This window comes from Nocardiopsis dassonvillei (genome assembly GCF_964273065.1).
GTDB lineage: Bacteria > Actinomycetota > Actinomycetes > Streptosporangiales > Streptosporangiaceae > Nocardiopsis > Nocardiopsis dassonvillei_B.
In genome coordinates this window covers 6,016,423-6,042,001 of record NZ_OZ186815.1, presented here as the reverse complement: position 1 = coordinate 6,042,001, position 25,579 = coordinate 6,016,423, and the positions used below count along the sequence as shown (strand labels likewise).

At 72.9% G+C, this 25,579-nt stretch carries 18 protein-coding genes; 8 read left to right on the top strand and 10 right to left on the bottom strand.

Annotated elements, in window-relative coordinates; all coding sequences use genetic code 11:
* Nucleotides 1-16: 16 nt before the first annotated feature.
* Complete coding sequence (locus tag ACSUPR_RS26870) at nt 17-1,624, bottom strand: zinc-binding dehydrogenase (RefSeq protein ID WP_436887525.1); 1,608 nt, start codon at nt 1,622-1,624, stop codon at nt 17-19.
* A gap of 607 nt (nt 1,625-2,231) precedes the next feature.
* On the opposite strand from ACSUPR_RS26870, the gene wrbA reads away from it, so the two are divergent.
* Together wrbA and ACSUPR_RS26860 are read left to right on the top strand one after the other, a co-directional pair.
* On the top strand, nt 2,232-2,843 hold the full coding sequence (gene wrbA / locus ACSUPR_RS26865) for an NAD(P)H:quinone oxidoreductase (protein ID WP_436887523.1): 612 nt from the start codon (nt 2,232-2,234) through the stop codon (nt 2,841-2,843).
* 151 nt (nt 2,844-2,994) lie between these two features.
* A complete protein-coding gene (locus tag ACSUPR_RS26860) occupies nt 2,995-5,352 on the top strand; it encodes an ATP-binding protein (protein WP_436887522.1) in 2,358 nt (785 codons plus the stop codon).
* Nucleotides 5,353-5,392: 40 nt separating this feature from the next.
* Here the strand turns inward: ACSUPR_RS26860 and ACSUPR_RS26855 are convergent, their stop codons facing one another.
* From ACSUPR_RS26855 to ispH, 5 genes are all read right to left on the bottom strand, one after another.
* The gene (locus ACSUPR_RS26855) at nt 5,393-6,355 is read right to left on the bottom strand and encodes a UbiA family prenyltransferase (protein ID WP_436887520.1); all 963 of its coding nucleotides are present in this window, start codon (nt 6,353-6,355) and stop codon (nt 5,393-5,395) included.
* Nucleotides 6,356-6,396: 41 nt separating this feature from the next.
* On the bottom strand, nt 6,397-7,554 hold the full coding sequence (gene ispG / locus ACSUPR_RS26850; protein WP_436887518.1) for a flavodoxin-dependent (E)-4-hydroxy-3-methylbut-2-enyl-diphosphate synthase: 1,158 nt from the start codon (nt 7,552-7,554) through the stop codon (nt 6,397-6,399).
* Entirely contained in the window at nt 7,551-9,413 is a 1,863-nt protein-coding gene (locus tag ACSUPR_RS26845) for a 1-deoxy-D-xylulose-5-phosphate synthase (protein WP_436887517.1), read from the bottom strand. The genes ispG and ACSUPR_RS26845 overlap by 4 nt, the downstream gene beginning before the upstream one ends.
* A 65-nt stretch (nt 9,414-9,478) precedes the next feature.
* Nucleotides 9,479-10,522, bottom strand: coding sequence for a polyprenyl synthetase family protein (locus tag ACSUPR_RS26840; protein WP_436887515.1), 1,044 nt, complete (start codon nt 10,520-10,522; stop codon nt 9,479-9,481).
* Complete coding sequence (gene ispH, locus ACSUPR_RS26835; RefSeq protein WP_436892162.1) at nt 10,519-11,481, bottom strand: 4-hydroxy-3-methylbut-2-enyl diphosphate reductase; 963 nt, start codon at nt 11,479-11,481, stop codon at nt 10,519-10,521. The genes ACSUPR_RS26840 and ispH overlap by 4 nt, the downstream gene beginning before the upstream one ends.
* 327 nt (nt 11,482-11,808) lie before the next feature.
* Between ispH and ACSUPR_RS26830 the strand changes: the two genes are divergently transcribed.
* The 5 genes from ACSUPR_RS26830 (at nt 11,809) to ACSUPR_RS26810 (ending at nt 17,760) form a co-directional block, all read left to right on the top strand.
* Complete coding sequence (locus ACSUPR_RS26830) at nt 11,809-13,050, top strand: IS701 family transposase (protein ID WP_436887514.1); 1,242 nt, start codon at nt 11,809-11,811, stop codon at nt 13,048-13,050.
* Nucleotides 13,051-13,174: 124 nt separating this feature from the next.
* Nucleotides 13,175-14,341 carry a 3-deoxy-7-phosphoheptulonate synthase gene (locus ACSUPR_RS26825; protein WP_436887512.1) on the top strand — a complete coding sequence of 389 codons (1,167 nt, stop codon included), beginning with the start codon at nt 13,175-13,177 and terminating at the stop codon, nt 14,339-14,341.
* Nucleotides 14,342-14,369: 28 nt separating this feature from the next.
* On the top strand, nt 14,370-15,140 hold the full coding sequence (locus tag ACSUPR_RS26820; protein ID WP_436887510.1) for a 2,3-dihydro-2,3-dihydroxybenzoate dehydrogenase: 771 nt from the start codon (nt 14,370-14,372) through the stop codon (nt 15,138-15,140).
* A 50-nt stretch (nt 15,141-15,190) separates the two neighbouring features.
* On the top strand, nt 15,191-15,874 hold the full coding sequence (locus tag ACSUPR_RS26815; RefSeq protein WP_436887508.1) for an isochorismatase family protein: 684 nt from the start codon (nt 15,191-15,193) through the stop codon (nt 15,872-15,874).
* Nucleotides 15,871-17,760 carry an anthranilate synthase family protein gene (locus ACSUPR_RS26810; RefSeq protein WP_436887507.1) on the top strand — a complete coding sequence of 630 codons (1,890 nt, stop codon included), beginning with the start codon at nt 15,871-15,873 and terminating at the stop codon, nt 17,758-17,760. Before ACSUPR_RS26815 ends, ACSUPR_RS26810 begins: the two co-directional genes overlap by 4 nt.
* 29 nt (nt 17,761-17,789) lie before the next feature.
* Here the strand turns inward: ACSUPR_RS26810 and ACSUPR_RS26805 are convergent, their stop codons facing one another.
* The 3 genes from ACSUPR_RS26805 to ACSUPR_RS26795 form a co-directional block, all read right to left on the bottom strand.
* Nucleotides 17,790-19,106: an NDP-hexose 2,3-dehydratase family protein gene (locus ACSUPR_RS26805; protein WP_436887505.1), complete on the bottom strand. Its 1,317-nt coding sequence runs from the start codon at nt 19,104-19,106 to the stop codon at nt 17,790-17,792.
* A 61-nt stretch (nt 19,107-19,167) separates the two neighbouring features.
* On the bottom strand, nt 19,168-20,121 hold the full coding sequence (rfbB, locus tag ACSUPR_RS26800) for a dTDP-glucose 4,6-dehydratase (protein ID WP_436887503.1): 954 nt from the start codon (nt 20,119-20,121) through the stop codon (nt 19,168-19,170).
* On the bottom strand, nt 20,118-21,125 hold the full coding sequence (locus tag ACSUPR_RS26795) for a glucose-1-phosphate thymidylyltransferase (RefSeq protein WP_436887501.1): 1,008 nt from the start codon (nt 21,123-21,125) through the stop codon (nt 20,118-20,120). Before ACSUPR_RS26795 ends, rfbB begins: the two co-directional genes overlap by 4 nt.
* Before the next feature lie 264 nt (nt 21,126-21,389).
* On the opposite strand from ACSUPR_RS26795, the gene ACSUPR_RS26790 reads away from it, so the two are divergent.
* Nucleotides 21,390-22,325 carry an oxygenase MpaB family protein gene (locus tag ACSUPR_RS26790; protein ID WP_436887499.1) on the top strand — a complete coding sequence of 312 codons (936 nt, stop codon included), beginning with the start codon at nt 21,390-21,392 and terminating at the stop codon, nt 22,323-22,325.
* On the opposite strand, the gene ACSUPR_RS26785 is transcribed toward ACSUPR_RS26790, so the two are convergent.
* Nucleotides 22,310-25,555 (bottom strand): BTAD domain-containing putative transcriptional regulator, encoded by a 3,246-nt coding sequence (locus ACSUPR_RS26785; protein WP_436887497.1) that lies wholly within the window; start codon nt 25,553-25,555, stop codon nt 22,310-22,312. The genes ACSUPR_RS26790 and ACSUPR_RS26785 overlap by 16 nt on opposite strands.
* Between the last annotated feature and the right edge of the window lie 24 nt (nt 25,556-25,579).

Below are 25,579 nucleotides of genomic sequence, written 5' to 3'. Positions count from 1 at the left end.
GTCGGGGGTGAGGGGGTCAGCCTTCTCGGATCACGCGCTCGATCCGGGCCAGGGTGACGTCGAGGTCCCGCTCGAGCTTCTCGGTCCACTCGGTGACGAAGCGCTTGCGCTGCTCCTCGTCCAGGTCGGCGGTGATCTTGTGGATCCCGGCCGTGGCCCGGCCCATCCGGAAGTGGTGGGTCAGGACGGATCCGCCGTCGTCGGTCGGTTCGATGTCGAATCCCCAGACGCTCTCCTGGTCCGCTCCGGCGTGGGAGAGCATCATCCAGCGGAAGGTGCGGCCGGGGTCGGCCTCCGTGACGCGGGCCTCGGTGTGCCAGACACCGCGGACCAGGGGCGCCCAGCCGACGACGTCGTCGGCGCGCAGGTTCTCCCCCCGGAAGACCGAGCCCACCTGCCGGGGCTCTCCGGAGACCCACACGCCGCCACGGCATTCGGGGCTCCACTCGGAGCTGCGCGGCAGATCGCTCACGACCTCGTACACCTGCTCTGGGGGGGCGGGCACCCGGAGGCTCGCCCGCAGGTCGAAGAGGGGGGTGGTGTCGATGATGGATGCGCTCATGGCTGGAAGGTTCGCAAGCCCCGGCGAGGCGGCGCCAAGCATCGGCCCAGAGTTGGTCAGGTCCGCCCGGCGACGGGCTCCGGCGCTCACGGCGATGACGAACCGGCGTCCGCGCGCTTCCCCCTCCTCGACGGCGCGGTGGACCCGCGCGGTGTGGTCCAGGGGCACGATGTCGTGGCGGCGCGGGCGCAGGACGCCGCTCGCTGCGAGCCTTCCCACCTGTTCGGCGGCCTCGGCCAGTTCGTCGACGGTCGCCTGGGAGATGGCGAAGCCCAGGATGGAGCGGTCCAGGAGGTAGAGGGATCCGACCGGTAGGACGGGGCGCGCGCCCATCCCGGCGAGCAGGACCAGCCGACCGCGCCGGGCCAGGACGGCCAGGGCCGGCCCGACCTCGTTTCGGCCTGCGGCGTCGACGTACAGGTCCACGCCCCGGGGGCGCAGGTCCGCGATCCGCCCGTGGAGGTCGGGATCACGGCGGTCGAGCACGGCGTGCGCTCCGGAGTCGCGGCAGTGGTCGGCGTCCGCGGCGGAGGCCACGGCGGTGACCCGGGCCCCGGCGTGGGCGGCCATGGCGACCAGTGCGGTGCCGACGTTGCCGCCGGCGCCCACGACGACCACGTCCTCCCGCGGGCGCAGCCGGCCGTGCGTGAACAGGGCCAGGTGGGCGGTGGCGGCGGGATGCGCCAGGGCCACGAGTTCGGCGGGGTCCACCCCCGGAGGAACCGGGTAGAGGCGGTCGGCGGGGACCGCGACCCGTTCTGCGGCGGCTCCCGGCCTGCCGTCGTACCCCATGCTGAGCGACCAGACGGGAGCCCCCCTGCCGGGGGCGTCCGGGGCGTCGGCCGCGGCGCGGGCCACGGTGCCGACGAGGTCGCGGCCCACCGCGAAGGGGAAGGTGAGGGGCGTTCGCCAGGCCCCGGAGCGGACGAAGGTGTCCACGTGGTTGACGGTGGCGAAATCCACCTCGACGAGGACCTCCCCCGGCCCGGGGAGGGGGTCCGGAAGCGTGCCGTGGCGGATCAGTTCGGGCCCGCCGAGCCGGTCGATGTATGCGGCGTACATGGCACCGAGTCTGGGGGTCCGGGCGGGGATCCACAGAAGCGCGCCGAGGCTGTGTCACCTTCCGCCCGCCCGGCGGCCGGAGATTCGAATAGAGAACGCCGCGCACACCGGCCACTTCCGAAGCCGAAGCCCCAGGTGAGCCCGGGAAATCGGTGATTCCACGTATGCCCCTCCCCCCGAACGACCCCGGGAAATAGACGATCAGAGGATTTACAAAAATCTCGATAATCGAGAAAGCGAAAAAAAGACGCCCACCAGGCACGACGGACCCGAGAGGTCCCGCGACCCACGACCCCGCGGGGACCCCCGCCCCCGTAGGGAAACGAAGCGATCCTTGCACCCAAAAGGGACTGGATGCCAAGTAACTCGAGAAACAAGTACAACACAAGTCACTCAGATCACACAAAGAACAGCCTCAACACGACACAAAGAAGAATCTTGCACCAGATGAAAGCTCTTCGCGCGGACCAAAAACTCCGAGCTCAAAAAAATGACACTTGCCTCATAGCGCCATCGCCAACTAGCATTCCATCAGGACTCCCCCTCCAGCACATTGCTCACGCAAAGTGACCAGCGAAATTACCACCACCTTGAATAAAAAGGAACAATGACCGCTCGCATCTCTGTCATCTATTATTCGTCCACCGGAAACGTGCATGCCATCGCCGAGGCGGTCGCGGAGGGCGCGGAGGAGGCCGGCGCCGAGGTCCGCCTGCGCCGCGTCGCCGAGCACGCGCCGGAGGAGGCCATCGACTCCAACCCGGAGTGGCGGGCCCACCTGGACGCCACCGAGGACGTGCCCGTCGCGACACTGGAGGACCTGGCCTGGGCCGACGGCTTCGCCTTCGGGAGCCCCACGCGGTTCGGCAACATCAGTTCCCAGCTGAAGCAGTTCATCGACAGCGCGGGCGGTCTCTGGGAGGCGGGCGAGCTCGCCGACAAACCGGCCACCGGGTTCACGAGCAGCTACGAGATGCACGGTGGGCAGGAGTCCACCCTGCTGTCGCTCTACAACGTGATGCACCACTGGGGCTGCCTCATCGTCCCCACCGGCTACGTGGACTACGACATCGTCCACGAGGCCGGGGGCAACCCCTACGGTCTGTCCAGCCCCTCATGCCAGGGCGCGCCGTCGAAGTCCGTCCTCAGGGCCGCACGTTTCCAGGGCGGGCGGATGGCGCGCGTCTCCGGCCTGGTCCGCCCCCTGCGCACCGTGTAGGCGCCGGGTGCCCGACCTCGCACGGGGTCGGGCACGGGTGACCCACAGGATCGGGCATCACGCCGCCGGAGGCCCCCGGACGTCTCGGCGGGGCCCCTGTGCCACCGGCATTGCCCCGTAGAAGGGCGGCGAACGAGAAAGCAGGCCGAAAGTGCTCACCCCGTCCCAGAGCATCTCCCATCACTCACGATCCGAGCCACATCCCTTCACTCCCTGGAACCACTTCCCCACCCCGCTCATCGGCCGCGAGAGCGAACTGGAGACCCTCGGACAGAAGCTGGCCGAACCGGGCACCCGCATCGTCACCGTCACCGGACCGGTGGGAGTGGGGAAGAGCAGGTTCGCCGCGACCGCGTTCAACGACGTGGTGCCGACGTTCGCCGACGCGCTCTCCCTGGACCTGAGCCCGCTGGGCTCCCGGGCGGAACTCGAGCAGACCGTGCACGACGTCCTGGCGGAGAACACGGCCCGGCCGGGACGGCCGGACGGGGGGCGCTTCCTGTTGGCCCTGGACGGTTGCGACCGTTTCATGGAGCGGCTCCCCTCGCTGCTGACCGGTCTGCTGGCCGACCACCCCCACCTGTCGCTCCTGGTCGTCGCCCCCTGGTCGCTGGGGGTGTACGAGGAGCAGGTGCTGCGCCTGGCCCCGTTGGAGACCCCTTCGGCGAAGGGGAACGAGGGCCTGGAACAGACCCGCAGGCTCCCGTCCGTGCAGCTGTTCGTGCGCCGCACGCGGACCGTGCGCCCGGAGTTCGAGCTGACCCCGGAGAACCACGACGCGGTCGCCCGCCTCTGTGCCCTGACGGACGGCCTGCCCCTGGCCATCGAACTGGCGGCCGCGCAGATGAAACTGTGCTCCCCTCAGGTCGTCCTGTCCGGACTGGCACGGGACCTGGACGTGCTCTCGGTCGACGGAGGCGGCACGCTGTCCTCGCACACCAGCATGCGCTCGGCCATCTCCCTGGCCCTGAGCCGCCTGCACGACCTCGACCGGGAGTTCCTGGGGCAGGTGGCGGCGTTCCACGAGGGCTTCGACCTGCCCTCGGCGGTCGCGGTGACCGGGCTGCCCGCGACCCGCGTCCAGTACCTGATGGAGCGGCTGGTCGACATGAACGTGCTGTACACGGGCGAGTGCGAGGACGGTGACGTGACGTTCCGGCTGTCGTTCCTGACGCGCCGCCACGTCCTGGACCGGCTGCGCGAGACCGGCGGGCTGGAACAGGTCCTGCGCTCGCACGCCGAGTACTTCCTCCAGCTCACCGATTCCCTCCACGGCCCCCCGGGGACCGACGAGCGCGAACGGCTGCTGCCGCGCCTGCGCCAGTGGACGACGGACACACGTTCCGCGATGGGCTTCCTGCTGGACCACGGCGACCACGCGGGCGCGCTCCGGCTCGCCTTCGCCCTGCGCGGCTACTGGCACGGCAACGGCCGGGTCCGCGGGATCACCGAGATGCTGGAGCGGGTGCTGTCCGGGCCCGGCGTCCCCGAGCGGGTGGTCGTCGAAGGCCGGGGCATCCTCGGTGAGCTGTTGGTGTGGGTGAACGAGCACGACCGCGCGCAGGCGCACCTGCGAGCTTCCCTGGAGGGCTACGAGGCCGCGGGGGACTCCCGGGGCGCCGCCACCGGGCTGCGGCGCCTGGGCTCGCTCGCGATGTACCGCGGTGAGGCGGGGACCGCCGCGGATCTCCTGGAGAGGGCCGCGTGGGGTCTGGCGGCGCTGAACGAGGGATACGAACAGGCCCTGGCCCTGCGCGACCTGGCGCTGTGCCAAGTGATGGCCGGCGACCACGAGTCCGCCGCGGCCACGGCGGAGCGGGCCCGCCGGGAGTTCACCCGGTGGGGCGACGACCGGGAGGAGGCGCTGACCGACTGCGTCCTGGCCGAGGCGGCCTGGGCGCGTGAGGGCGCCGAACGGGGCCTGCCCCGCTACCGTGCCGCCCTGGAGGCGCTGCACGCCTCCGGCGACCGGCCCTCGTGCGCCACGGGGATGGAGCGGGTGGCCGTGCTGCTCGCCCGTGAACAGGACGTCACCGAGGAGGGCTGGCGCACCATCGCCCACGCGCTGGGCGCGGCGGCCGCCCTGCGGTCGGGCACGGACTGCTCGCCTCCCGCCCCCTTCCTCGCGGCGGTGTCCGACACCCTCGAGCAGGCCAGGCTGCGGCTGGGCGGCAGGGTGTTCGCCGAGTGCCGGGCCCGGGGCCTGGCCCTGACCCCGGAGGAGACGATCGGCGAGGTGCTGGCCTCCTCCGGGCTGGCGGCTCCGGCCGGGCGGTCGGCCCCGCCCGGGAACGGGCCGCTGACCAGGAGGGAGTTCCAGGTGGCCGAACTCGTCGCACGCGGCATGACCAACCGGGAGGTGGCCCGCAGTCTGGGCATCTCGGAGTGGACCGCCGTCAACCACCTGCGGCGGATCATGCGCAAGCTCGACTGCTCCTCCCGCGTCCAGGTCGCCGGCTGGTTCACCCGGCAGGGGCGGCCGGTCGGGTCGGCCGGTCGGCCGACCTGACCGTTCGCCCCGGATCGGCGCCCCCTCACAGGAAGCCCCCTCACAGGAAGAGGTGCAGCAGGTTGAACGCGACCGTACAGGCGACGACGGTCCGAAAGGTCGCGATGCCCCGGCTGCGGGCTACCAGCGGGTCCCCGGTGGCGAGGAAGCCCACGTACTGCCGGATCCGCAGCACGACGAACGGCGCGAGGACGAGCGCGAACCACCAGGGGGCGGCACCGGCGAGCGGCGGAACGGCCACGAGCAGGAGGTTGGCCGCCGTCAGGGTCCCGAGGAACACCCGGTTGCCGCGTGCGGAGGTGAGCACGGCCACCGTGCGCCGTCCGGCCGCGGCGTCTCCGGGGATGTCGTTGGTGTTGGAGTAGCCCGCGATGAGGAGCTGGCCGAAGCCGAACAGCAGCCCCTGGACCACGACCAGGAGGGGCAGTTCCCCCGTGGCGAGGCCGTAGGGGGCCAGCAGGAAGGCGGTGGCCGAGAACAGCAGTACCGCCTCCCCCAGCCCGTGGTAGCTGAGCTTCAGTCCCCAGGAGTACTGGACGCTCAGGAACAGGAGCAGAGCGGTCAGGACGGCCACCCCGGGTGTGGGGTGCGGGGTGACCAGTAGGGCCAGGGCCCACCACACCGCACCCCACACCAGGCTGAGGTGGCCGAACCGCCGGGCCTGTGCGACGGTCAGCTCCCCGGTGAGCAGGGGTTTGCGTTCGAGGGGCCGCAGCGCGGTGTCCTCGACCTCGACGTAGTTGGCGGTGTCGCTGCCGTCCTCGGCCCCGGTGACGTCGTCCAGGGTCATGACGGCGGACAGGACGCCGAGCATGCCGAGTGCGAAGAACAGCAGGGTGAGCGGTACGCCGTCGGCGGTGAGGCCGTCCACGCCCAGGAGGGTGGCGACGATGACGAGGGTGAGCAGGAAGTCGATGACGAACTTGTACTTGACCAGCCGGGCGTAGCGCCCCGCGGTGGTGAGGAGGCCTGCCCCGGAGGGGGTGCGCGCGTCGATGCTCATTTCGCTCCGTGATGGGTGGGAAGGGGGGACGTGTACGCGGTTCAGCCGGCGACGGCGACGGTGGGCTCGCCCGGCCCGACACCGGCCTCGCCCATCTCCTCGGCGATGCGCATGGCCTCCTCGATCAGCGTCTCCACGATCTTGGACTCGGGCACGGTCTTGACGACCTCGCCCTTGACGAAGATCTGCCCCTTGCCGTTGCCCGAGGCCACACCCAGATCCGCCTCACGGGCCTCACCCGGACCGTTGACCACACACCCCATCACCGCCACCCGCAACGGCACCTCCAGACCCTCCAGCCCCGCGGTGACCTCCTCGGCCAACGTGTACACATCCACCTGCGCCCGCCCGCAACTGGGGCAGGACACGATCTCCAACCCCCGCTCACGCAGACCCAGGGACTCCAGGATCTGCGTACCGACCTTGACCTCCTCCGCCGGAGGCGCCGACAACGACACCCGGATGGTGTCACCGATCCCCTCCGACAACAGCGCACCGAACGCCACCGCCGACTTGATGGTGCCCTGGAAGGCCGGACCGGCCTCGGTCACCCCCAGGTGCAGCGGATAGTCGCACGCCGAGGCCAGCTGGCGGTAGGCGTTGACCATCACCACCGGGTCGTTGTGCTTGACCGAGATCTTGATGTCGCGGAACCCGTGCTCCTCGAACAGGGAGCACTCCCACAAAGCCGACTCCACCAAAGCCTCGGGAGTGGCCCTGCCGTACTTGGCCAGCAGGCGCTTGTCCAAAGACCCGGCGTTGACACCGATACGGATCGGGGTGCCCGCCGCGGAGGCGGCCCTGGCGATCTCGGCGACCTTGTCGTCGAACTTCTTGATGTTGCCCGGATTGACGCGCACCGCCGCACACCCGGCGTCGATGGCCTGGAACACGTACTTGGGCTGGAAGTGGATGTCGGCGATCACCGGGATCTGCGACTTCCTGGCGATGACCGCCAACGCGTCGGCGTCGTCGTTGGTGGGCACCGCCACCCGCACGATCTGGCAGCCCGAAGCGGTCAGCTCCGCGATCTGCTGCAACGTGGCGTTGATGTCGGAGGTACGGGTGGTGGTCATGGACTGCACGGACACCGGCGCGTCCCCGCCCACGGGGACGTTGCCGACCATGATCTGCCGGGTCTTGCGCCGGGTCGCCAGCGGGCGCGGCGGGGTGGCGGGGATACCGAGATCGACCGTCATCGTGCCTCTCCCTCGGGTGCCTGGCTCGGGGTGGGGATCGCCGTGTCGTCGGTGAGGCCGCGCAGCCCGGCCGCGAACTCCGGGTCCCGGTCGGCGCCGCCGATCACGGCCATGTCCTCGGCGGCCGCCGTCGAGACGTCCTCGATGGTCAGCCCGCACAGGGACAGCACGTCGGCGCGGCCGCCGTGGTCCAGGAAGCGGCGGGGGATGCCGAACTCGCGCAGCGGCGTGGTGACGTCGGCGTCGCGCAGCGCCTGGGCGATGGTGGAGCCCACCCCGCCCACCCGGCTGTTGTCCTCCACCGTGATCACCAGGCGGTGGCGGCGGGCCATGTCCGCCAGGCCCGGGGCGACCGGCGAGACCCAGCGCGGGTCCACCACCGTCACACCGTGGCCCAGGGCGGTGAGGCGGTCGGCCACGCCCAGGGCCACCCGCGCCAGGGCGCCGATCGACACCACCAGGACGTCCAGGGGCCCCTGGCGGTGCAGGACGTCCATACCGGCGAAGACCGCCTCGGTCGGGATGTCGGGCCCGACGGCCCCCTTGGGGAAGCGCACCAGGGTGGGCCCCTCCTCCCAGGAGACGGCCTCCTCCAGGAGTTCGGCCAGCCGGGCCCCGTCGCGGGGGGCGCAGATGCGCAGGCCCGGCACGACCTGGAGGACGGACATGTCCCACATGCCGTTGTGGCTGGGGCCGTCGTCGCCGGTGACCCCCGACCTGTCCAGGACGAAGGTGACGGCCCGCCGGTGCAGGGCCACATCCATGAGGAGCTGGTCCAGGGCGCGGTTGACGAAGGTGGAGTAGATGGCCACCACGGGGTGGACGCCGCCCATGGACAGGCCTGCCGCCATGGTCACGGCGTGCTGTTCGGCGATGCCGACGTCGATGACGCGGTCGGGGAAGCGCTCGCGCAACGGCAGCAGCCCGGTGGGCTCGGTCATCGCCGCGGTGACGGCGACCACGTCGGGGCGTTCGGCGGCGATGCGGGTGATGTGCTCACCGAACACGGCGCTGAAGGAGGGGCCGGAGGACGGTGACAGCGGTCGCCCGGTCCGCGGGTCCATGGGGCGGATGGCGTGCCCCCTGTCCAGCTCGTTCTCCTCGGTGGGGACGAAACCGCGCCCCTTCTCGGTGACCGCGTGCACGACCACCGGGCCGGGGGTCTCCCTGGCCCGGGTGAGCGCGTCCCTCAGCGCGGGGATGTCGTGGCCGTCCACCGGGCCCAGGTAGGCCAGTCCCAGCTGCTCGAAAACGCTGAGGTCGGTGTCGCCGCCGCGCAGGCGCGCGAAGTGGTCGGCGAAACCTCCGAGAGTGGGGTCGTAGGAGCGCTCGTTGTCGTTGAGGACGATGACCAGGGGGCGGTCGGGGCCGCCTCCGATGTTGTTGAGCGCTTCCCAGGCCATTCCCCCGGTCATGGCCCCGTCGCCGATGACGGCGACCACGGCCCGGTCCGCGGTCCCGGTGAGGGCGTCCGCGCGGGCCAGCCCGTCCGCGTAGGACAGAGCGGTCGAGGCGTGGGAGTTCTCCACCAGGTCGTGCTCGGACTCGGCGCGGGAGGGGTAGCCGGACAGGCCGCCCGCCTTGCGGAGCCGGTCGAACCCGTCACGGCGCCCCGTGAGCAGCTTGTGGACGTAGGACTGGTGCCCGGTGTCCCAGAGCAGCCGGTCCCTCGGGGAGTCGAAGACGGTGTGCAGGGCGATGGTCAGTTCCACCACCCCGAGGTTGGGGCCCAGGTGGCCGCCGGAGGCGGTGACCCGGTCGACGAGGAACTCGCGGATCTCCCCGGCGAGCTCGCGGAGCCGTTCGTCGGACAACCCGCGCAGCGACGCGGGTCCCTCGATGGTGTCCAGTAAGGCCATGTGTTCACTCCTCGGGACCGCGGCGCGGTCCGGATCTACGGGGCGGAGCGGTGGGTGTCACCCGTTCAGCTGTCGCGGTAGGCGACCTCGTGCGCCATGGCGGTGAGTTCGTCGCGCCAGCCGGAGTCCAGGGACGAGCGGTCGAGCGCCTGGACGGCGTCGGCGACCAGTTCGCCGATGCGTTCTTCGATGACGTCGCCGATGCCCAGGGAGTCGAGTCGGTCGCGCAGTCGGGGCACGTCCCACTCCGGTCGCTCCACCAGGGCGCGCACCTGGGCGTCGCGGCGTACCGCCAGGGCCAGGAGCAGGGTCATCTTGTGGGTCTCCAGGTCGTGGCCGACCGGTTTCCCGGTGTGTCCGCTGTCCCCGAAGAGGTCGATCAGGTCGTCCCGGAGCTGGAACGCCTCGCCCAGGGACTCCCCGTAGCGCTCGAAGACCGGTGCCAGGTCGGCGCGTCCGGCCAGGGCCGCGCCGAGCAGCAGGGGCCGGTGGATGCTGTAGCGGCCCGACTTGCAGACGGCGATCCAGCGGGACAGTTCGGGGTCGACGACGGAGCGGGCCGCGACGTCGACGTCCAGGTGCTGGCCGATGACGATCTCGGTGAGGAAGGCGTTCCAGATCGTGCGCACGTCGGGCGGCAGTTCGGTGGTGAGCCGGTCGGCCAGGATGTCGGCGAAGTCACCGGACAGCACGGCCACCCCCTCACCGTAACGGCGTGCCTCCCCCCGCCAGCGGTGGCCGACGTGGTCGCGCAGGTGGCGCACGTGGGCGGTGACGCGCCCCCGCCGCAGGTCGGAGTCGTCCAGGACGTCGTCGTGCAGGAGCGCGCCGACGTGGACGAGCTCGACGGCGGCCGCGCAGTCGACGGCCCGGGGGTCCTCGGGGTCGCCGCCGGCGGCCAGGTGGCCGCTGAGCAGGAACGCGGGGCGCAGGCGCTTGCCGCCCGCGGCGACCAGGGCCGCCACGTCGTCCACCGGTACGCAGGCCCGGGGGTCGACCCGGGCCCACCGTTCGCGCTCGGTGCGCAGAAGGGTGTCGAGCCGGTCCTCGACGCGGTCCAGCAGGCGGACCCGCAGCTCCCGGACGTCGTCGACGGTGGGTGTCGTCATGGGGTCCCCTTCGCGGGTGCGGGCCGCCCGTCGGCGGCTGCGGTGCGGGAGAGCCGTGTCGGCGGGGAGAAGACGATGTCCTCCCGGGCGACGCTCTCCAGTTCGGTGTCCCGGAAGCCGTGGTCGGCGAGGAGGTCGAGCAGCTCCTCGACCAGGACGTCGGGGGCGCTGGCCCCGGCGCTCACACCCACCGTGGAGACCCCGTCGAGCCACTCCTCGGAGAACTCGCCCACATCGGGGACCAGGTGGGCGGCGGTGCCGGACCGGCGGGCCACCTCGACCATGCGCACGGAGTTGCTGGAGTTGCGCGAGCCCACCACGAGGACGAGGTCGCTCCGCGGGGCGATGGCCTTGATGGCGTCCTGGCGGTTCTGGCTGGCGTAGCAGATGTCGTCGGTGCCGGGTCCGGTGAGGTCGTGGAACCGGTCCCGGAGCACCTCGACGATCTCGCGGGTCTCGTCGACCGACAGTGTGGTCTGGGTGAGGTACGCCAGCGGGGCGTCGGCCGGCAGGTCCAGGGCCCGGGCGTCCTCGACCGTCTCCACGATCACGGTCCGGTCGGGTGCGTGCCCGTGGGTGCCCTCGACCTCCTCGTGCCCGGAGTGGCCGATGAGCAGGATCGTGCGGTCGTCCCTGGCCACGCGCAGGGCCTGCTGGTGGACCTTGGCCACCAGGGGGCAGGTGGCGTCGATGACGTCCAGCCGGCGCCTCCCGGCGTTGCGGCGCACCTCGGGCGAGACGCCGTGCGCCGAGAAGACGCAGACCTCCCCCTCGGGGATCTCGTCCTCGGAGTCCACGAACACCGCGCCGCGCCCGCGCAGCACGCGCACCACGTAGTGGTTGTGGACGATCTCCTTGCGCACATAGACCGGCGGACCGTACCGCTCCAAAGCGATCTCGATTATGGATATCGCTCGGCGGACGCCCGCGCAAAAACCTCGCGGTTCAGCGAGGATCACTTTCTTCCGCTGCACCTCAACGCCACCTCCAGTGCCCCGGGCCCGGTTTTCACCGGACACCGGGAGGGTCGCCCTCCGGTGTTATCCGTCTCTTCGTTCACGCTCACCCGACTCTGCAACCGGGGCCGATGACCGGTCAATACAGGGGCAGGGGAAATAGCAGGAACCAGCTACATGTGGCCGAGTTCTGCTGGACAGACCGCTGTCAAACTCTTGTCATTCACAGAACAACGGGTCGGTTCTTAGTGTGAGAAGCGCTTCAAGAACAGGAAAAACGACCGATCCCCTGCTCGGGTCGAGCGAAGCGCACCGAAGCGGAGAATCCGCGTGAATATCGTGATCGAACCCGTGGAGAACGGGATCCCGCAGCCGCCCGTCCTCCCGTCGCAGACCACTCCCCCGCCGGCCGCCGTCCACGAGGAGGACGCGCCGCTGAGCGAGCTGGTCGACGAGCTTTTCGCCTCCCTGACACGCAGCGACCAGCGCCGCAAGGGAACGGACTACCTTCGTGGACTGCTGAACACCCCGGGCCGCAAGTCGGTCCGGAACATGGCGGCCGCTCTGGGCGGCGCCGGGACCGGGCAGAGCCTGCACCATTTCGTGTGCAGCTCCACGTGGGAGTGGTCGCCGGTGCGCCGCGCGCTGGCCCGGTACACGATGCGCGAATCGCCGCCCCAGGCGTGGGTGGTGCGGCCCCTGGTCATACCGAAGGTGGGCCGGCACTCGGTGGGCGTCAGCCGCTACTTCTCCGCGGACCTGGGCCAGGTGGTGAACGCGCAGCGCGCGGTGGGGGTGTGGCTGGCCTCCGACCGGTCGAGCATCCCCGTGGAGTGGCGGCTGCACCTCCCCGGGCGGTGGCGCGGCACGCTGGACTGCGGTACCCCCACCCCGGCGATGGCCAGGGCGGAGACCCTGGTGGGATGCGCCGCCGAGGCCAGCCTCGGCATGATCGAGAACTGGGGGCTGCCTCCGCGCCCGGTCATCCTGGACCTGGACGACACCGACCCGCTGCCCGCGTTCCGGCGCCTGTGCGCGGCCGGTCTGCGCCCCGCGGCGAGGATCCGGCCGGAGCTGGCGCTTCGGGTGAGCGATCCCGCCCTCATCGGCCACCGGGGGCGGACGCTGCCCGCCGGCCTGGTGATGAGGGCCGCCCAGGAGCTGCGCCGACCGCTGCCGAGCCCCTCCGCCGGCGGCCGTGTCCAGTGGGCCGCGGCGGTACGGGTGTCCCGGCCCGTGGCCGCACCGGCCTCCGGGGCGGCGTCCGAGGAGGACCTGCTGCTGGTCGGGATCGGCCGGGGCGGGCGGCCCTGGCCCCAGGAACTCTGGTTGGTCCGGCAGCCGGAGACCCACGCGGGCCCCGCCGCGCTGTGGGCGAGCGGCCTGGTGGACGGGGTCGAACGTTCCCTGGTGCAGATCGGCGACCGGGTGGGCATGCGGGACTACGCGGGCCGCTCGTTCAACGGGTGGCACCGCCACATCACACTCGCCTCGGTGGCGCACACCTACCGCTCCCTGTACCCGGTCGGTGCCGGACGGACCCGGCCCGCGGCGGTCCCCGCCACGACATGACCAAGTACAGCCGACTTCCCCTGGCCGCGGCGAAGCCCCCGGCACACTCGAACGGTCCGTGGCGGGCAGTCCGATCCTCCTCCGCCACGCCGAAGCACCGATGTACCCGGATCATGGAGCAGCCGTGAAGACCGAGTCGCCCGACCTGCGCCGCCTACCCGCGCCCCAGCAACCGGAATGGGCCGACGACCCGCGGCTGCCCGCGGTCCGCGAACGGCTCCGGGCCCGCCCCGGGCTGGTGGGGATCGAGGACGTGGACCGGCTGAGCGGACTGCTGGCGCGGGTCGCGGCGGGAGAGGCCCGGGTGGTCACCGCCGGGGACTGCGCCGAGGACCCCGCCAGGTGCGATCCGGGGACCCTCTCGGCGCAGAGGGCCCTCGTCGACGGCGTGGCCGAGGTCCTGGAGTCGGCGACCGGGCGGCCGGTGGTGCGGGTGGGCCGGATCGCCGGCCAGTTCGCGAAACCGCGCTCGCGGCCCACCGAGGTCGTCGAGGGGCGTGAACTGCCGGTGTACCGGGGACACCTGGTGAACGGCCCGGAGGCGACCCCCGACGCCCGTGTGCACGACCCCGGACGCCTGTTGGTGTGCCACGACGCGGCACGCACCGTGCTGGACCACCTGGGCTGGCGCCCCGGCGGCGGTCCTCCCCCGGCGCCGCCCCTGTGGACGGCCCACGAGGCCCTGGTGCTCGACTACGAGGTCCCCGCGCTGCGCCGTACCGCGGACGGCCGCACCCTCCTGACCTCCACGCACTGGCCGTGGGTGGGCGACCGGACCCGTCACCCCGAGGGGGCGCACGTGGCCCTGTTGGCGGAGATCGCCAACCCGGTGGCCTGCAAGGTCGGTCCGTCGGCGACCGTCGAGGAGGTCCTGGAGCTGTGCGCCCGCCTGGACCCCGCCCGGACGCCGGGTCGGCTCACCCTCGTCTCCCGGCGGGGGGCGGGCGAGGCGGACGGCCTGTACCGCCTGGTCCTGGCGGTGCGCGCGGCGGGCCACCCCGTGATCTGGATGAGCGACCCGATGCACGGCAACACCGTCAGGACGCCCTCGGGGCTCAAGACCCGCTACGTGTCGGCGATCGTCCGGGAGGTCCGGGAGTTCCAGGCGGCGGTGCGCGCCGCCGGCGGCGTCGCGGGCGGGCTGCACCTGGAGGCCACCCACGAACCGGTCACCGAGTGCGTCTCCGACGCCTCCCGGGCCGACCGGGTGGGCGACCGGTACACGAGCCTGTGCGATCCCCGGCTCGACCCGGCCCAGGCGGTCGCGGTGGCGTCGGCGTGGAACACGTGAGAACCCCTGGGAACGAGAGGAATCGCCGATGGAGGCAAGGGTGGCCCTGGTGACCGGGGCCGCGGGCGGTATCGGAGCCGCCGTGGCACGCGCCCTGGGCGGGCCGGGCTCGGCGGTGGCCCTGGTGGACCGGGACGGCCCCGGTCTGGCGGAGGTCGCCGCCGGGCTCACGGCCCGGGGGGCGCGCACGGTGGCGATCACCGCGGACGTGGCGGCCCCGGGAGCGGCCGATCGGGTGGTCGCCGAGGCCGAGGACGCCCTGGGTCCTCTGGACCACCTGGTCAACGCCGCCGGGGTGCTGAGGACGGGCGGTGCGTGGGAGCTGGACGACCGGCAGTGGTCCGAGAGCATGGAGGTGAACGCCACCGGGGTCTTCGCGATGTCCCGGGCGGCGGCGCGCACGATGGTGACGCGCTCGACCGGGTCCATCGTCACCGTGGCCTCCAACGCCGCGGGCACGGCGCGCGCCGGCATGGCGGCCTACGCCGCCTCCAAGGCCGCGGCGGTGGCGTTCACCCGCTGCCTGGGGCTGGAACTCGCCGGCCACGGGGTGCGCTGCAACGTCGTGGCCCCCGGTTCCACGGACACCCCGATGCTGCGCTCCATGTGGAAGGACGCCTCCGGTCCCCGGGCGACCCTCGACGGCGATCCCGAGGCCTACCGGGTGGGCATCCCCCTGCGGCGGATCGCCGACCCCGACGACGTCGCGGAAGCGGTGGTGTTCCTGCTGTCCGACCGGGCCCGGCACATCACCATGCAGACGCTCACCGTGGACGGCGGGGCCACCCTGGGCGTGTGAACGCGCCCGTGTCGGGACCGCACCGGACGACCAGCAGCAGGAGGACGAGCATGCCAGGCATCCCACCCATCCAGCGGTACGCCATGCCCACAGCCGACGAACTGCCCGCCAACACCGCGCGGTGGGACCTCGACCCCGGTCGGGCCGTCCTGCTCGTCCACGACATGCAGCGGTTCTTCCTCCGGCCGTTCGCCGCCAACTCGGAACCGTACGGGACGCTGATGAAGAACTGCGTCCTGTTGCGCGAGTACGCCTCGCGGGCCGGGATGCGGATCGCCTACACGGCCCAGCCCGGCCGGATGACCCCGCGCGAACGCGGCCTGCTCCACGATTTCTGGGGCCCGGGTATGACCACCTCCGCCCGGGACCGCGAGGTGGTGGAGTCACTCGCCCCCGAAGCCGACGACTGGGTGTTCACCAAGTGGCGGTACAGCGCGTTCCACCGCTCGGACCTGTTGGAGCGCATGCGCGCCGAGGGCCGCGACCAGATGGTGCTGTGCGGTGTGTACGCGCACGTGGGCGTGCTGATGACGGGTGTGGACGCCTTCAGCCATGACATCCGTGTCTTCCTGGCGGCCGACGCGGTCGCCGACTTCGACATCGAACACCACCGTCTCGCCCTGGACTACGCCGCGACGCGGTGCGCCCTGGTCGCGCCCACCGAGCGGCTGCTCGACCGCATGACCGCCCCCGGGGCCGAACGGAGCCCGGCCGAAGTGGAGGAGGAACGATGACCGCGCATCCCCGCGACCCCGGCTCCGGGGATCTGCTCGACCGGATCGTCTCCGGCGCCGTGCCCGCGTTCGCGCTCGTGCACCGCCCCGAGTCGGGTCCCGGAGGGGTCGAGGTGCTGACCGGTGAGGTGTCCCTGCACGACTCCCTCGCCGACATCCCCCTGAGGCAGGCCGCGGACGCGCCCCCCGCCCCGGGGTGGGACGTCCTGGCGGCCGTACCGTACCGGCAGATCTCGGAGCGGGGGTTCGAGCACGTCGACGACGGCGCCCCGATCATCTCGCTGAAGATCTCCGAGTGCCGCGAGGTGCCCGTGGAACGGGTGCTGGAGCGGGTCCCCGACACCGGGCTGGTGGTGGACGGGGGCGGCTTCGACATCGACGACGGCACCTACTCCGACACCGTGCGGCGGGTCATCGCCGAGGAGATCGGACGGGGCGAGGGCTCCAACTTCGTTCTCCGCCGCTCCTTCACCGCGCGGATCGAGGGGTTCGGCCACGCGAGCGCCCTCACCCTGTTCCGTCGTCTCCTGGAGCAGGAGTCGGGCACCTACTGGACGTTCGTGCTGTTCACGCCCGACCACGTCCTGGTGGGCGCCACCCCGGAACGGCACGTCAGCCTGGAGGCCGGGGCGGCGGTGATGAACCCCATCAGCGGCACCTACCGGTACCCGGTGGGCGGCCCCAGCCTGGACGGGGTGGTCGGGTTCCTGGCGGACCGCAAGGAGGCCGACGAGCTGTACATGGTGGTGGACGAGGAACTGAAGATGATGGCCCGGATCTGCGACTCCGGGCTGCGGGTCGTGGGGCCCAGGCTCAAGGAGATGGCCCGGCTGGCCCACACCGAGTACCTGATCCGGGGCGAATGCGACCGGGACCCCCGGGAGATCCTGCGCGAGACGATGTTCGCCCCCACCGTCACCGGCAGCCCGCTGGAGAACGCCTGCCGGGTGATCGCGCGGTACGAGGCCTCGGGACGGGGCCACTACAGCGGGGCGCTGGCGCTCATCGGCCGCGACTCCCGGGGGGCCGCGGCGCTGGACTCGGCGATCCTCATCCGCACCGCCGAGATCGACCGGAGCGGCCACCTGCGCCTGTCGGTGGGGGCGACCCTGGTGCGCCACTCCGTTCCGGAGTCGGAGGTGGTGGAGACGCGGGCGAAGGCGGCCGGGATGCTGAACGCGCTGAACTCCGACCGCCCGGGGACCCTGGCGGACCACCCCACGGTGCTGGACGCTCTGGCCGAGCGGAACGCGCGCCTGTCGGGTTTCTGGCTGGGCCGGCCCTGCCCCGCCCCCCGGGTGACCCTGGACGGGATGGAGATCCTGGTGGTCGACGCCGAGGACACCTTCACCGCGATGCTCGCCCACCAGCTGCGCTCCTCCGGGGCGTCGGTGCGGGTGCGCGGATTCGCCGAGGACTTCTCACCGGACGGGTACGACCTGGTGATCATGGGCCCGGGGCCGGGCGACCCCCGGGACGCGGGACACCCCAAGATCGCCCGGATCCGGGCGGGCGTGCGGACCCTGCTGGCGCGGCGCTCCCCCTTCCTGGCCGTGTGCCTGAGCCACCAGGCGCTCAGCCTGGAACTGGGCCTGCGGGTGTCCCGCCGGGAGAACCCCAACCAGGGGACGCAGCACCTGATCGACCTGTTCGGCCACCAGGAGCTGGTGGGCTTCTACAACACCTTCTCGACGCACTGCGAGGAGGACAAGATCCACTGCGAGGGCGTGGGCGCGGTCGAGGTGAGCCGCGACCCCGCCACCGGCGAGGTGCACGCGTTGCGCGGGCCGTGGTTCGCCTCGGTGCAGTTCCACACCGAGTCGGTGCTGACGCGCAACGGCGTGGGGGTCATCACCCGCCTGATCACCGACCTGACGACGGGCTGAGGCCCCCGCCGGGCCCGCCGCGGCCGCCCTCACAGGCGCAGCGCACCGGTGGTGAGCGCGGCCAGCAGGGTACGGGCCTGGACGTTGAGGTAGTGGCCGTGGCGGGCCAGCCCGACGAGCTGGTCGGGCGTGGCCCACAGGCGGTCCCCGGGTTCGGGCCCCGCGTCGGGGCGGGGGTCCTCGACCACCAGGCAGTGGGTGCGGGCGTTGAGGAACCGGCCGCCCTCCTCGGAGTGCACGGCCCGGTAGAGCAGCCGTCCGGGCGGGGCGGACAGCACCTCGTCCAGGAGGGGCGGCCGCAGGCCCGGGGGCGCGGTCGCCTCCTCGTGGGTGCACTGCACCGTCGGCCCCAGCTCCACCGTGTCCAGGAAGCCCGGTTCGACCCGGGCGTGGACCAGCAGGTGCGGTACCCCGGCCACCCTGCGGGTGAGGAAGGCGGCCACGCCCGGCCCGCGCGGGGCCAGCAGCGGCTGGGACCAGGAGGCGACCTCCCGGGCCCGGGCCCGGACCGACACGCCGACCACGTCGAAGTCGCGTTCCTGCTCGTGGTGCAGCCGGTCGGACGTGCGCTCCCAGCCGGGCAGGGAGCCCAGGGGGACGCGTTCGGCGGCCAGGGTCCTGGACGCGCGCTGTCCGGTGAACCAGGAGAGCAGTTCGACGTCGGAGTGGAGGGGGCGGCCGGTGCCGAAGGACACCGGAGCGCAGGCCAGGACCGTGCGGGTGTCCATGTTGACGGTCTCGTCCCTGAGCATCAGCTCGCCCAGGGTGCCCAGGGTGACCCAGCGGAAGTCCTCGTGGGGTTCGACCTCGCGGTCGGTCTCCACGATCATGTTGCGGTTGCTCTTGTGGTGGAACCACCAGCCGTGCTCGGACTGGAGGACGTCGGTGAGCACACGGCCCCGGCCCGGCCCGACGAAGTGCTCGATGTGGCGTACGGGGCGACCGCGATGGGCGCGGGTGTAGTTGCTGCGGGTGGCCTGGACGGTCGGGGAGAGCTGGACCACGCCCGGGTTCCCGGGCTCCATCTTCGCCTGGACCAGGAAGTGCAGGACCCCGTCGAACTCCTTCGCCAGCAGGCCGAGGACGCCCACTTCGGGCTGGCGGATGATGGGCTGGTGGCGGAGGGTGGCCGGGTCGTCGTCCACGATGCTGCGCAGCCCCGTGATCGAGAAGAACCGCCCGCTGTCGTGGACCAGGTCGCCGGTGCCGGGGTGGAAGCCCCAGGCGTCCATCTCGGCGAAGGGCACACGGGTGACGGAGAACCCGCCGGCCGCGGCGCGCTCGGCCGCCCAGGCGGCGACGTCGGCCGGGCCGTCACAGGTGCGGGCGCCGTCGGGGCCGCGCACCGCGCGCACCCCGGCCGAGAGGGCCAGCCGCTCGGGGTCGGTGCGGCCCGGCCCCCGGGGGTCAGGAGGTGAGGGGTTTCCACCAGTCGGGACGGTCGCGGTACCAGGCGACGGTCTCCCGGAGGCCTCGGTCGAAGGGGACACGGGGTTCATACCCCAACTCCTCACGGATCACGGTGTCGTCGATGCAGTAGCGCAGGTCGTGCCCGAGCCGGTCGGGGACCCGCTCCACGGCCGTCTCGTCGGCGCCGCACAGCTCCAGCAGGCGGCGGGTCATCTCCAGGTTGGTCAGGCCGTCGCCGCCGCCGACGTTGTAGACCGCGCCGGCCCGCCCCCGGGTCAGCACGAGGTGGACGGCCCGGCAGTGGTCCTCCACGTGCAGCCACTCGCGGACGTTGCGGCCGTCTCCGTAGAGGGGGACGCGGCCGCCCGACATCAGCGCGGTGACGAACCGGGGGATGAGCTTCTCCGGGTGCTGGCGCGGCCCGTAGTTGTTGGAGCAGCGGGTGATGGAGACGTCGAGGCCGTGGGTGCGCCAGTAGGCGCGGGCCATGAGGTCCGACCCCGCCTTGGAGGCCGCGTAGGGGGAGTTGGGGGCGAGCGGGTGCTCCTCGCTCGCCGCGCCGGTCTCCAGGGAGCCGTAGACCTCGTCGGTGGAGACGTGCACGACGCGTTCGACCCCGTGGGCCACCGCCGCCGCCAGCAGGGTCTGGGTACCGACGACGTTGGTGCGGGCGAAGGCCGAGCCGTCCGCGACGGAGCGGTCCACGTGGCTCTCGGCGGCGAAGTGCACCACCGCGTCGTGCCCGGGGAGCACCTCGTCCAGCGCGCGGGCGTCGCACACGTCGGCCCGGACGAAGTCCATGCGCGGATGGGAGCGGGGCAGGTTGTCCCTGTTGCCCGCGTAGGTCAGCAGGTCCAGGGCGGTCACCCGGGGGGCGTCGGCGTGCGCCAGCAGGAACCGGACGTAGTGGGATCCGATGAACCCGGCGGCGCCGGTGACCAGGACCCTCATATCCTGACCTCCGCGCGGCCGTGGTCGCCGATCACGAGGCTGGGGCCCTGAGCCGAGGTGCCGGTGGGGCGGACCGAGGCGGACCTGCCGATGATCGAGCTGTGCAGGCCGGGCACCCCGACCAGCTCGGCCCCGTCCAGGACGATGGAGTCGGCGATCCCGCTCCTGCGGACGACGCAGTCCCTGCCCACCGAGGTGTGCCGCCCCACGTGGCCGTCCTCGATGACCGTGCGGGCGCCCACGATCGCGGGCCCCTCGATTCGCGAGCGCACGATCCGCGCCCCGGGCTCGACCACCACGGGTCCGGTCAGCACGCTGGCCTCGTCCACCCGCCCCTGGATCCGGCTCCGGGTCCCGTCCAGGAGCCACCGGTTGCACCGCAGCACTCCCTGGATGTCGCCCGCGTCCTGCCAGAACCCGGTGTGCTCCACGGCCCGGACGGGGCGTCCGGCCGAGACGAGCCACTGGACGGCGTCGGTGATCTCCAGTTCCCCGCGCGGGCTCGGCCGGATGGCGGCCACGGCCTCGTGGACGGCGGGGGTGAAGAAGTAGGCGCCCATGACCGCCAGGTCGCCCGGCGGCTCCTCGGGCTTCTCCTCCAGGCGCAGCACGGCTCCGTCGTCCCCGACCACGGCGACCCCGAACTCGCGGGGGTCCGGGACCCGGTGCACGGCCAGCTGGGCGTCGGGGCGGTCGGCGGCGAACGCACGGGCCATCTCCGAGACGCCGTCGGAGAGGATGTTGTCGCCCAGGTACATGAGGAAGTCGTCGTCCCCGAGGAAGTCCCGGGCGAGGAGGACGCAGTGGGCCAGTCCCAGCGGCGCGTCCTGGTGCAGGTAGGTCAGGCGCAGCCCCAGCCGGGATCCGTCTCCGACCGTCCGCTCGATCTCCGCGGCGTGCTCGCCGACGACGACGCCGACCTCGACGGCGCCGGCCCGGCGGACGTCGTGCAGGACGTGCTCCAGGACGGGCCGGTTGGCGATGGGCATCAGTTGTTTGGGCATGGAGTGGGTGAAAGGACGGAGCCGGGTTCCCATCCCCCCGGACAGAACCAGAGCCTTCATCGTCGTTCCCTTCGGAGCCGATCCACGCTGATGGCGCGGCCAAGGACACCGGAAGCATCGTGCGTTCCCGGGAGCCGGGCAACGGCGGTCACGGGAATCTGTCAGGTCAGACGACTTGACACAGTGCCGACGGGCGGCTTCGGGCGGGCGCCGTGGGCGCGCATGATGCGGTGTGCACGGACCGCGGAGAGGGAGGGGCCGATCATGGCCGGGGCACGGAGGCGGGCGCGCCGTTACGAGCGGCTGCGGGCGATCGAGGCCATGGACGTGGAGCGGGACCACAGCAGGATCTGGCTGCTCGACATGGCCTACGAGTTCCCGTGGGACATGCAGGTCGGCGGGAGCGTCGGCTTCTACCACAGCCTGGCCCCGCCCCGGATGGCCCGGCTGCTGGCGCGGACCGGTGAGCTCACCGGGAACACCCGGCGGCGGTTGGACGACACCAACATCCTCATGTGGGAGATGTTCCGGCACGGGTTCACCGGGACGCGGGGCCGGGAGGCGGTGCGCCAGATGAACCGGATCCACCGCAACGCCGTGCGGCACGTCAACACGCTCGACGGTGAGGACCGGTGGTCGATCACGAACGAGGAGTACCTGTTCGTGCTGGCGGCCGTCATGGTCCACATGGTCCGGGCGGTGGACCGGCACGGCTGGCGGCCCTTCGGGGAGGCCGAGCGGCGGGCGGCCTACCTGCACTTCCGTTCGATGGGCGAGCACATGGGGATCAAGGACCTCCCCGAAAGCTACGAGGGCTTCGAGAGGTTCCACGACGAGTACGTGCGCGCCACGTTCGACTACTCCCCCGAGGCCGAGGCGCTGTGGCGGGCCACCCGGGGGCTGTTCGTCGAGGTGCTGGTGGGCTGGCTGCCGCCGCGGCTGCACGGGATCGCGGGCCGGGCCGTGGGCCCGCTCCTGCCCGCCCTGCTCGGCCCCGACCTGTGCCGGGCCTTCGGGCTGCGGCCCGCGTCACCGCTGCTGGCCCGGGCCGTGCGGACGGCCCTGCGCGCGCGTTCGGTCTACGTGCGCTGGAGCCCGCCCCGCCGGGAGTCCGCGATGCCCGACCGGATACCGACAGAGCGCTTCCCCGAGGGCGAGTACGAGTTCCCCCAGGTGGGACCGGATCACAGCACCGGCTGAACGGCCACGGGCTCCCGGTGCCGCGCGTACCAGCTCCGGACACGGTCCACCGTCTCCTCCAGCGGCTCCCGCGCGCCGCGCTCCCACCCCCGGGAGAACGCCTCCTCCCCCAGGGCTGCCACCGCCGCCTCCCGTACCCGCTCCACGTCCCAGCGCTCGGCGGGCGGCAGCGGGGTGTGCACCGAGGCCCGCGCGGCCGAGGCCGCGCCCAGCAGGCGGGCGGCCCGCAGCGGCAGGCCCGCAAGGGCCCAGGCGCCGGCCGCCCCCTCCAGGGCCAGGGCGATCTTGCGGGGGCTGCCGGTGGTGAGCGCGGCGGTGAGCCCCTCGTGGTGCAGGCGCAGCGCGGTGCCGGCGTCGCCGCGCTGCTCGGCGACGAAGCCGAGTTCGGCCAGTACCGTGGCCTCGGCCGCCGGGGCGTTGATCCCCCGGAGCCGCTCCAGCCAGCCCGACAGGTACCGCTCGGCCCGGTCGAGCCTGCCCTCGCGGCGTGCGCCCAGGCCCAGGCCGAACTCGGCGAAGCGCTCGCCGAACCGGTCGCCCTGCTCCACCGCCAGCCCGCGGGCCCGTTCGTGGAAGTCCTCGGCCTGGCGGTACTCGCCGCGCAGGAGGGCGTTGCGCCCCAGCTCCGAGAGCCGGTAGGACACCTCCGACCACAGCCCGAGCTCCTCGGCCAGTCGCAGCCCCTCCCGGTGCAGCCGGGCCGCCTCCGTGTAATCGCCGTCGATCTCGGCGCGGCTGCCCAGGACCGGCATGGCCTGCAACCGGCCCCAGCGGTCGCCGATCTCGCCGAAGAGCTCCAGGGAGAGCCTGCCGTCGGACTCGAACCCGGTCATCCGGCCCCGGGCCTTGAGGAGCCAGGCGCGGGTGCACAGGGCGGCCGCGGTCCCCCAGCGGTCGCCCTCGCGGCGGAAGACCGCGAGGGAGCGCTCGACGAGCTCGCCGCTCACCTGGAGTTCGCCGAAGTCCAGCAGAGCGGTGCCCAGGAACCACTCGACCCGGGCCCACTCGCGTTCGGGGACGGAGTCCGGCCGGCCCGCCAGGGCGGCGCGTACCAGGGCCACCGGGTCGTCGGGTTCGTTGACCATCAGGGCCATCCCCACCCGCCACGCCTCCGCGAGGGCGCGCGGGGCGGGCGCGCCGCCGGACACCTCCAGTGCCCGGCTCAGGGAGCGATGCGCCTCGCCGGTACGGCCGCGCAGGTAGCGGTACCAGACCAGGTCCAGCGCCAGCCCCAGAGCCGTGTCGGCCTCCCCGAAGCGGGCGGCGGTGTCCTCGGCCGCGCGCAGGTCCGCGCTCTCCTCGTCCAGGCGGCGGAGCCAGAGGTGCTGGTGGCGGCCGCGCAGGTGGGGGTCCGCGGCGGCGGCGAGCGCCGCCAGGTGGCGCAGGTGGCGCAGGCGCACCGCGTCTGCCTCACCCGCCGCCTCCAGGCGCTCCCGGGCGTAGGCGGCGATGGTCTCCAGCAGCCGGTAGCGGACCCCGTCGGGCCCCTCGACCGCGATGGCCAGGGACCGCTCCACCAGGCGGGCCGCGATGTCCACGACCTGTTCGGGGTCCAGGCCGTCGCCGCCCACGACGGCCTCGGCCCCCTCGGGGGTGCAGCCCTCGGCGTGCACGGACAGTCGGCGCAGGACGGTCCGCTCGGACTCGTCGAGCAGGTCCCAGCTCCAGTCGATGACCGCGCGCAGGGTGCGCTGGCGCCCCGGTGCGCCCCGGCTGCCCACCGCCAGCACCCGGAAGCGGTCGTCCAGGCCGTCGGCCAGGCGGCGCACCCCCAGGGCGCGCACCCGGTTGGCGGCCAGTTCCAGGGCCAGCGGCAGACCGTCGAGGCGGCGGCAGATCGACGCCACGATCGGGGCCGTGTCGTCCTCCAGGGTGAAGCCGGGGGCACCCGCCGCGGCACGCGAGGCGAACAGGCGCACGGCGGCGAAGGAGCGCGGGTCGGCGGAGCGGACGGGATCGGCGGGGCCGGGGAAGTCGAGCGGCCGGACCTCGTACAGGTGCTCGCCGTCGGTCCCCAGCGACTCGCGGCTGGTCACCAGCAGGCTCAGGCCCGGGGCGGCGCGCAGGAGTTCCCGGGCCAGGGCGGCCACCGACTCGACGACGTGCTCGCAGTTGTCCAGGACCAGGAGGGTGCGGGCGGTGCTCAGCGCCTGGACCAGGTCGCGGGCACCGGTGACGGACGCGACCGCGTCGGCCACCCGGGCGGCCGCGCCCGGGTCCCGCCCCCGCTCCGGCGGGACGCCGCCCAGTTCCACGAACCACACCCCGTCGGGGTGGCGGCCGGCCTCCTCCGCGGCCACCTCCAGGGACAGCCGGGTCTTGCCGACACCGCCAGGGCCGGTGAGGGTGACCAGGCGGGCGCTCCGCATGAGGGTGCGGACCCGGTCGACGTCGTCCTCGCGGCCGATGGTGTCGTCCACCGGGGCGGGGAGGTTGGTGCGCGGACGCAGGACGGCCCGGAGCAGGCCGGGGTCCACCGGGTCCAGTGTGGCGTCCTGGCGCAGGATCCGGGCGTGCAGGCCGGTGATCTCGGGACCGGGCGAGGCACCCAGCTCCTCCTTGAGGAGGCGGCGCAGCCGGTCGAAGGCGCCCAGCGCCTCGGCTTGGCGGCCGGAGCGGTACAGGGCCCGCATATAGGCGGCGCACAGGCGCTCGCGGAGCGGGTGCAGAGCGGCCAGCTCGCCGAGCTCCTCCACCCACAGGTGGTGTTCGCCCAGGTCGAGCCGGGCCGAGGCGTGCTCCTCGAAGGCCGACAGGCGTTCCTCGTCCAGCCGGAACGCGGCCCTGGCCAGGCGGGGGGTGTCGGTGAGGCCGGCGAGGGCGTCCCCGCGCCACAGGGCCAGCCCGTCGTTGAGCGCGACCGCCGCCGCGCGGCGGTCGCCGGCGACCCTGGCCCGTTCCACCAGGGCCCGGAAGCGGGTGAAGTCCACTTCGTCGGGCTCCACCCGGAGCCGGTAGCCCCCCGGGGTGCGCAGGACGCGGTCGCGGGCGCCGGGCTCGGCCTCCTCCAGGACGCCCCTCAACCGGGAGAGCTTGGCGCGCAGGACGCGCGCGGGGTGGGCGGGGAGGCGCTCGCCCCACAGGTCGTCGATCAGGGTGTCGGCGGTGACCGGCCGCCCCTCCTCCAGGAGGAGCGCGGCCAGCAGTACGCGCACCTTGGCCTCGGGGACGCGGACCGCCTCTCCGTCGTCGCCCCACACCTCCAGCGGACCGAGAATCCCGAAGCGCATGGGATCACCGTAGTGCACGGAGGC

Coding starts and splice junctions, on each gene's coding strand:
- ACSUPR_RS26870 (WP_436887525.1), bottom strand. CDS start 1,624: ATGTACGCCGCATACATCGACCGGCTCGGCGGGCCCGAACTGATCCGC.
- wrbA (WP_436887523.1), top strand. CDS start 2,232: ATGACCGCTCGCATCTCTGTCATCTATTATTCGTCCACCGGAAACGTG.
- ACSUPR_RS26855 (WP_436887520.1), bottom strand. CDS start 6,355: ATGAGCATCGACGCGCGCACCCCCTCCGGGGCAGGCCTCCTCACCACC.
- ispG (WP_436887518.1), bottom strand. CDS start 7,554: ATGACGGTCGATCTCGGTATCCCCGCCACCCCGCCGCGCCCGCTGGCG.
- ACSUPR_RS26845 (WP_436887517.1), bottom strand. CDS start 9,413: ATGGCCTTACTGGACACCATCGAGGGACCCGCGTCGCTGCGCGGGTTG.
- ACSUPR_RS26840 (WP_436887515.1), bottom strand. CDS start 10,522: ATGACGACACCCACCGTCGACGACGTCCGGGAGCTGCGGGTCCGCCTG.
- ACSUPR_RS26820 (WP_436887510.1), top strand. CDS start 14,370: ATGGAGGCAAGGGTGGCCCTGGTGACCGGGGCCGCGGGCGGTATCGGA.
- ACSUPR_RS26815 (WP_436887508.1), top strand. CDS start 15,191: ATGCCAGGCATCCCACCCATCCAGCGGTACGCCATGCCCACAGCCGAC.
- ACSUPR_RS26810 (WP_436887507.1), top strand. CDS start 15,871: ATGACCGCGCATCCCCGCGACCCCGGCTCCGGGGATCTGCTCGACCGG.
- rfbB (WP_436887503.1), bottom strand. CDS start 20,121: ATGAGGGTCCTGGTCACCGGCGCCGCCGGGTTCATCGGATCCCACTAC.
- ACSUPR_RS26795 (WP_436887501.1), bottom strand. CDS start 21,125: ATGCCCAAACAACTGATGCCCATCGCCAACCGGCCCGTCCTGGAGCAC.
- ACSUPR_RS26790 (WP_436887499.1), top strand. CDS start 21,390: ATGGCCGGGGCACGGAGGCGGGCGCGCCGTTACGAGCGGCTGCGGGCG.
- ACSUPR_RS26785 (WP_436887497.1), bottom strand. CDS start 25,555: ATGCGCTTCGGGATTCTCGGTCCGCTGGAGGTGTGGGGCGACGACGGA.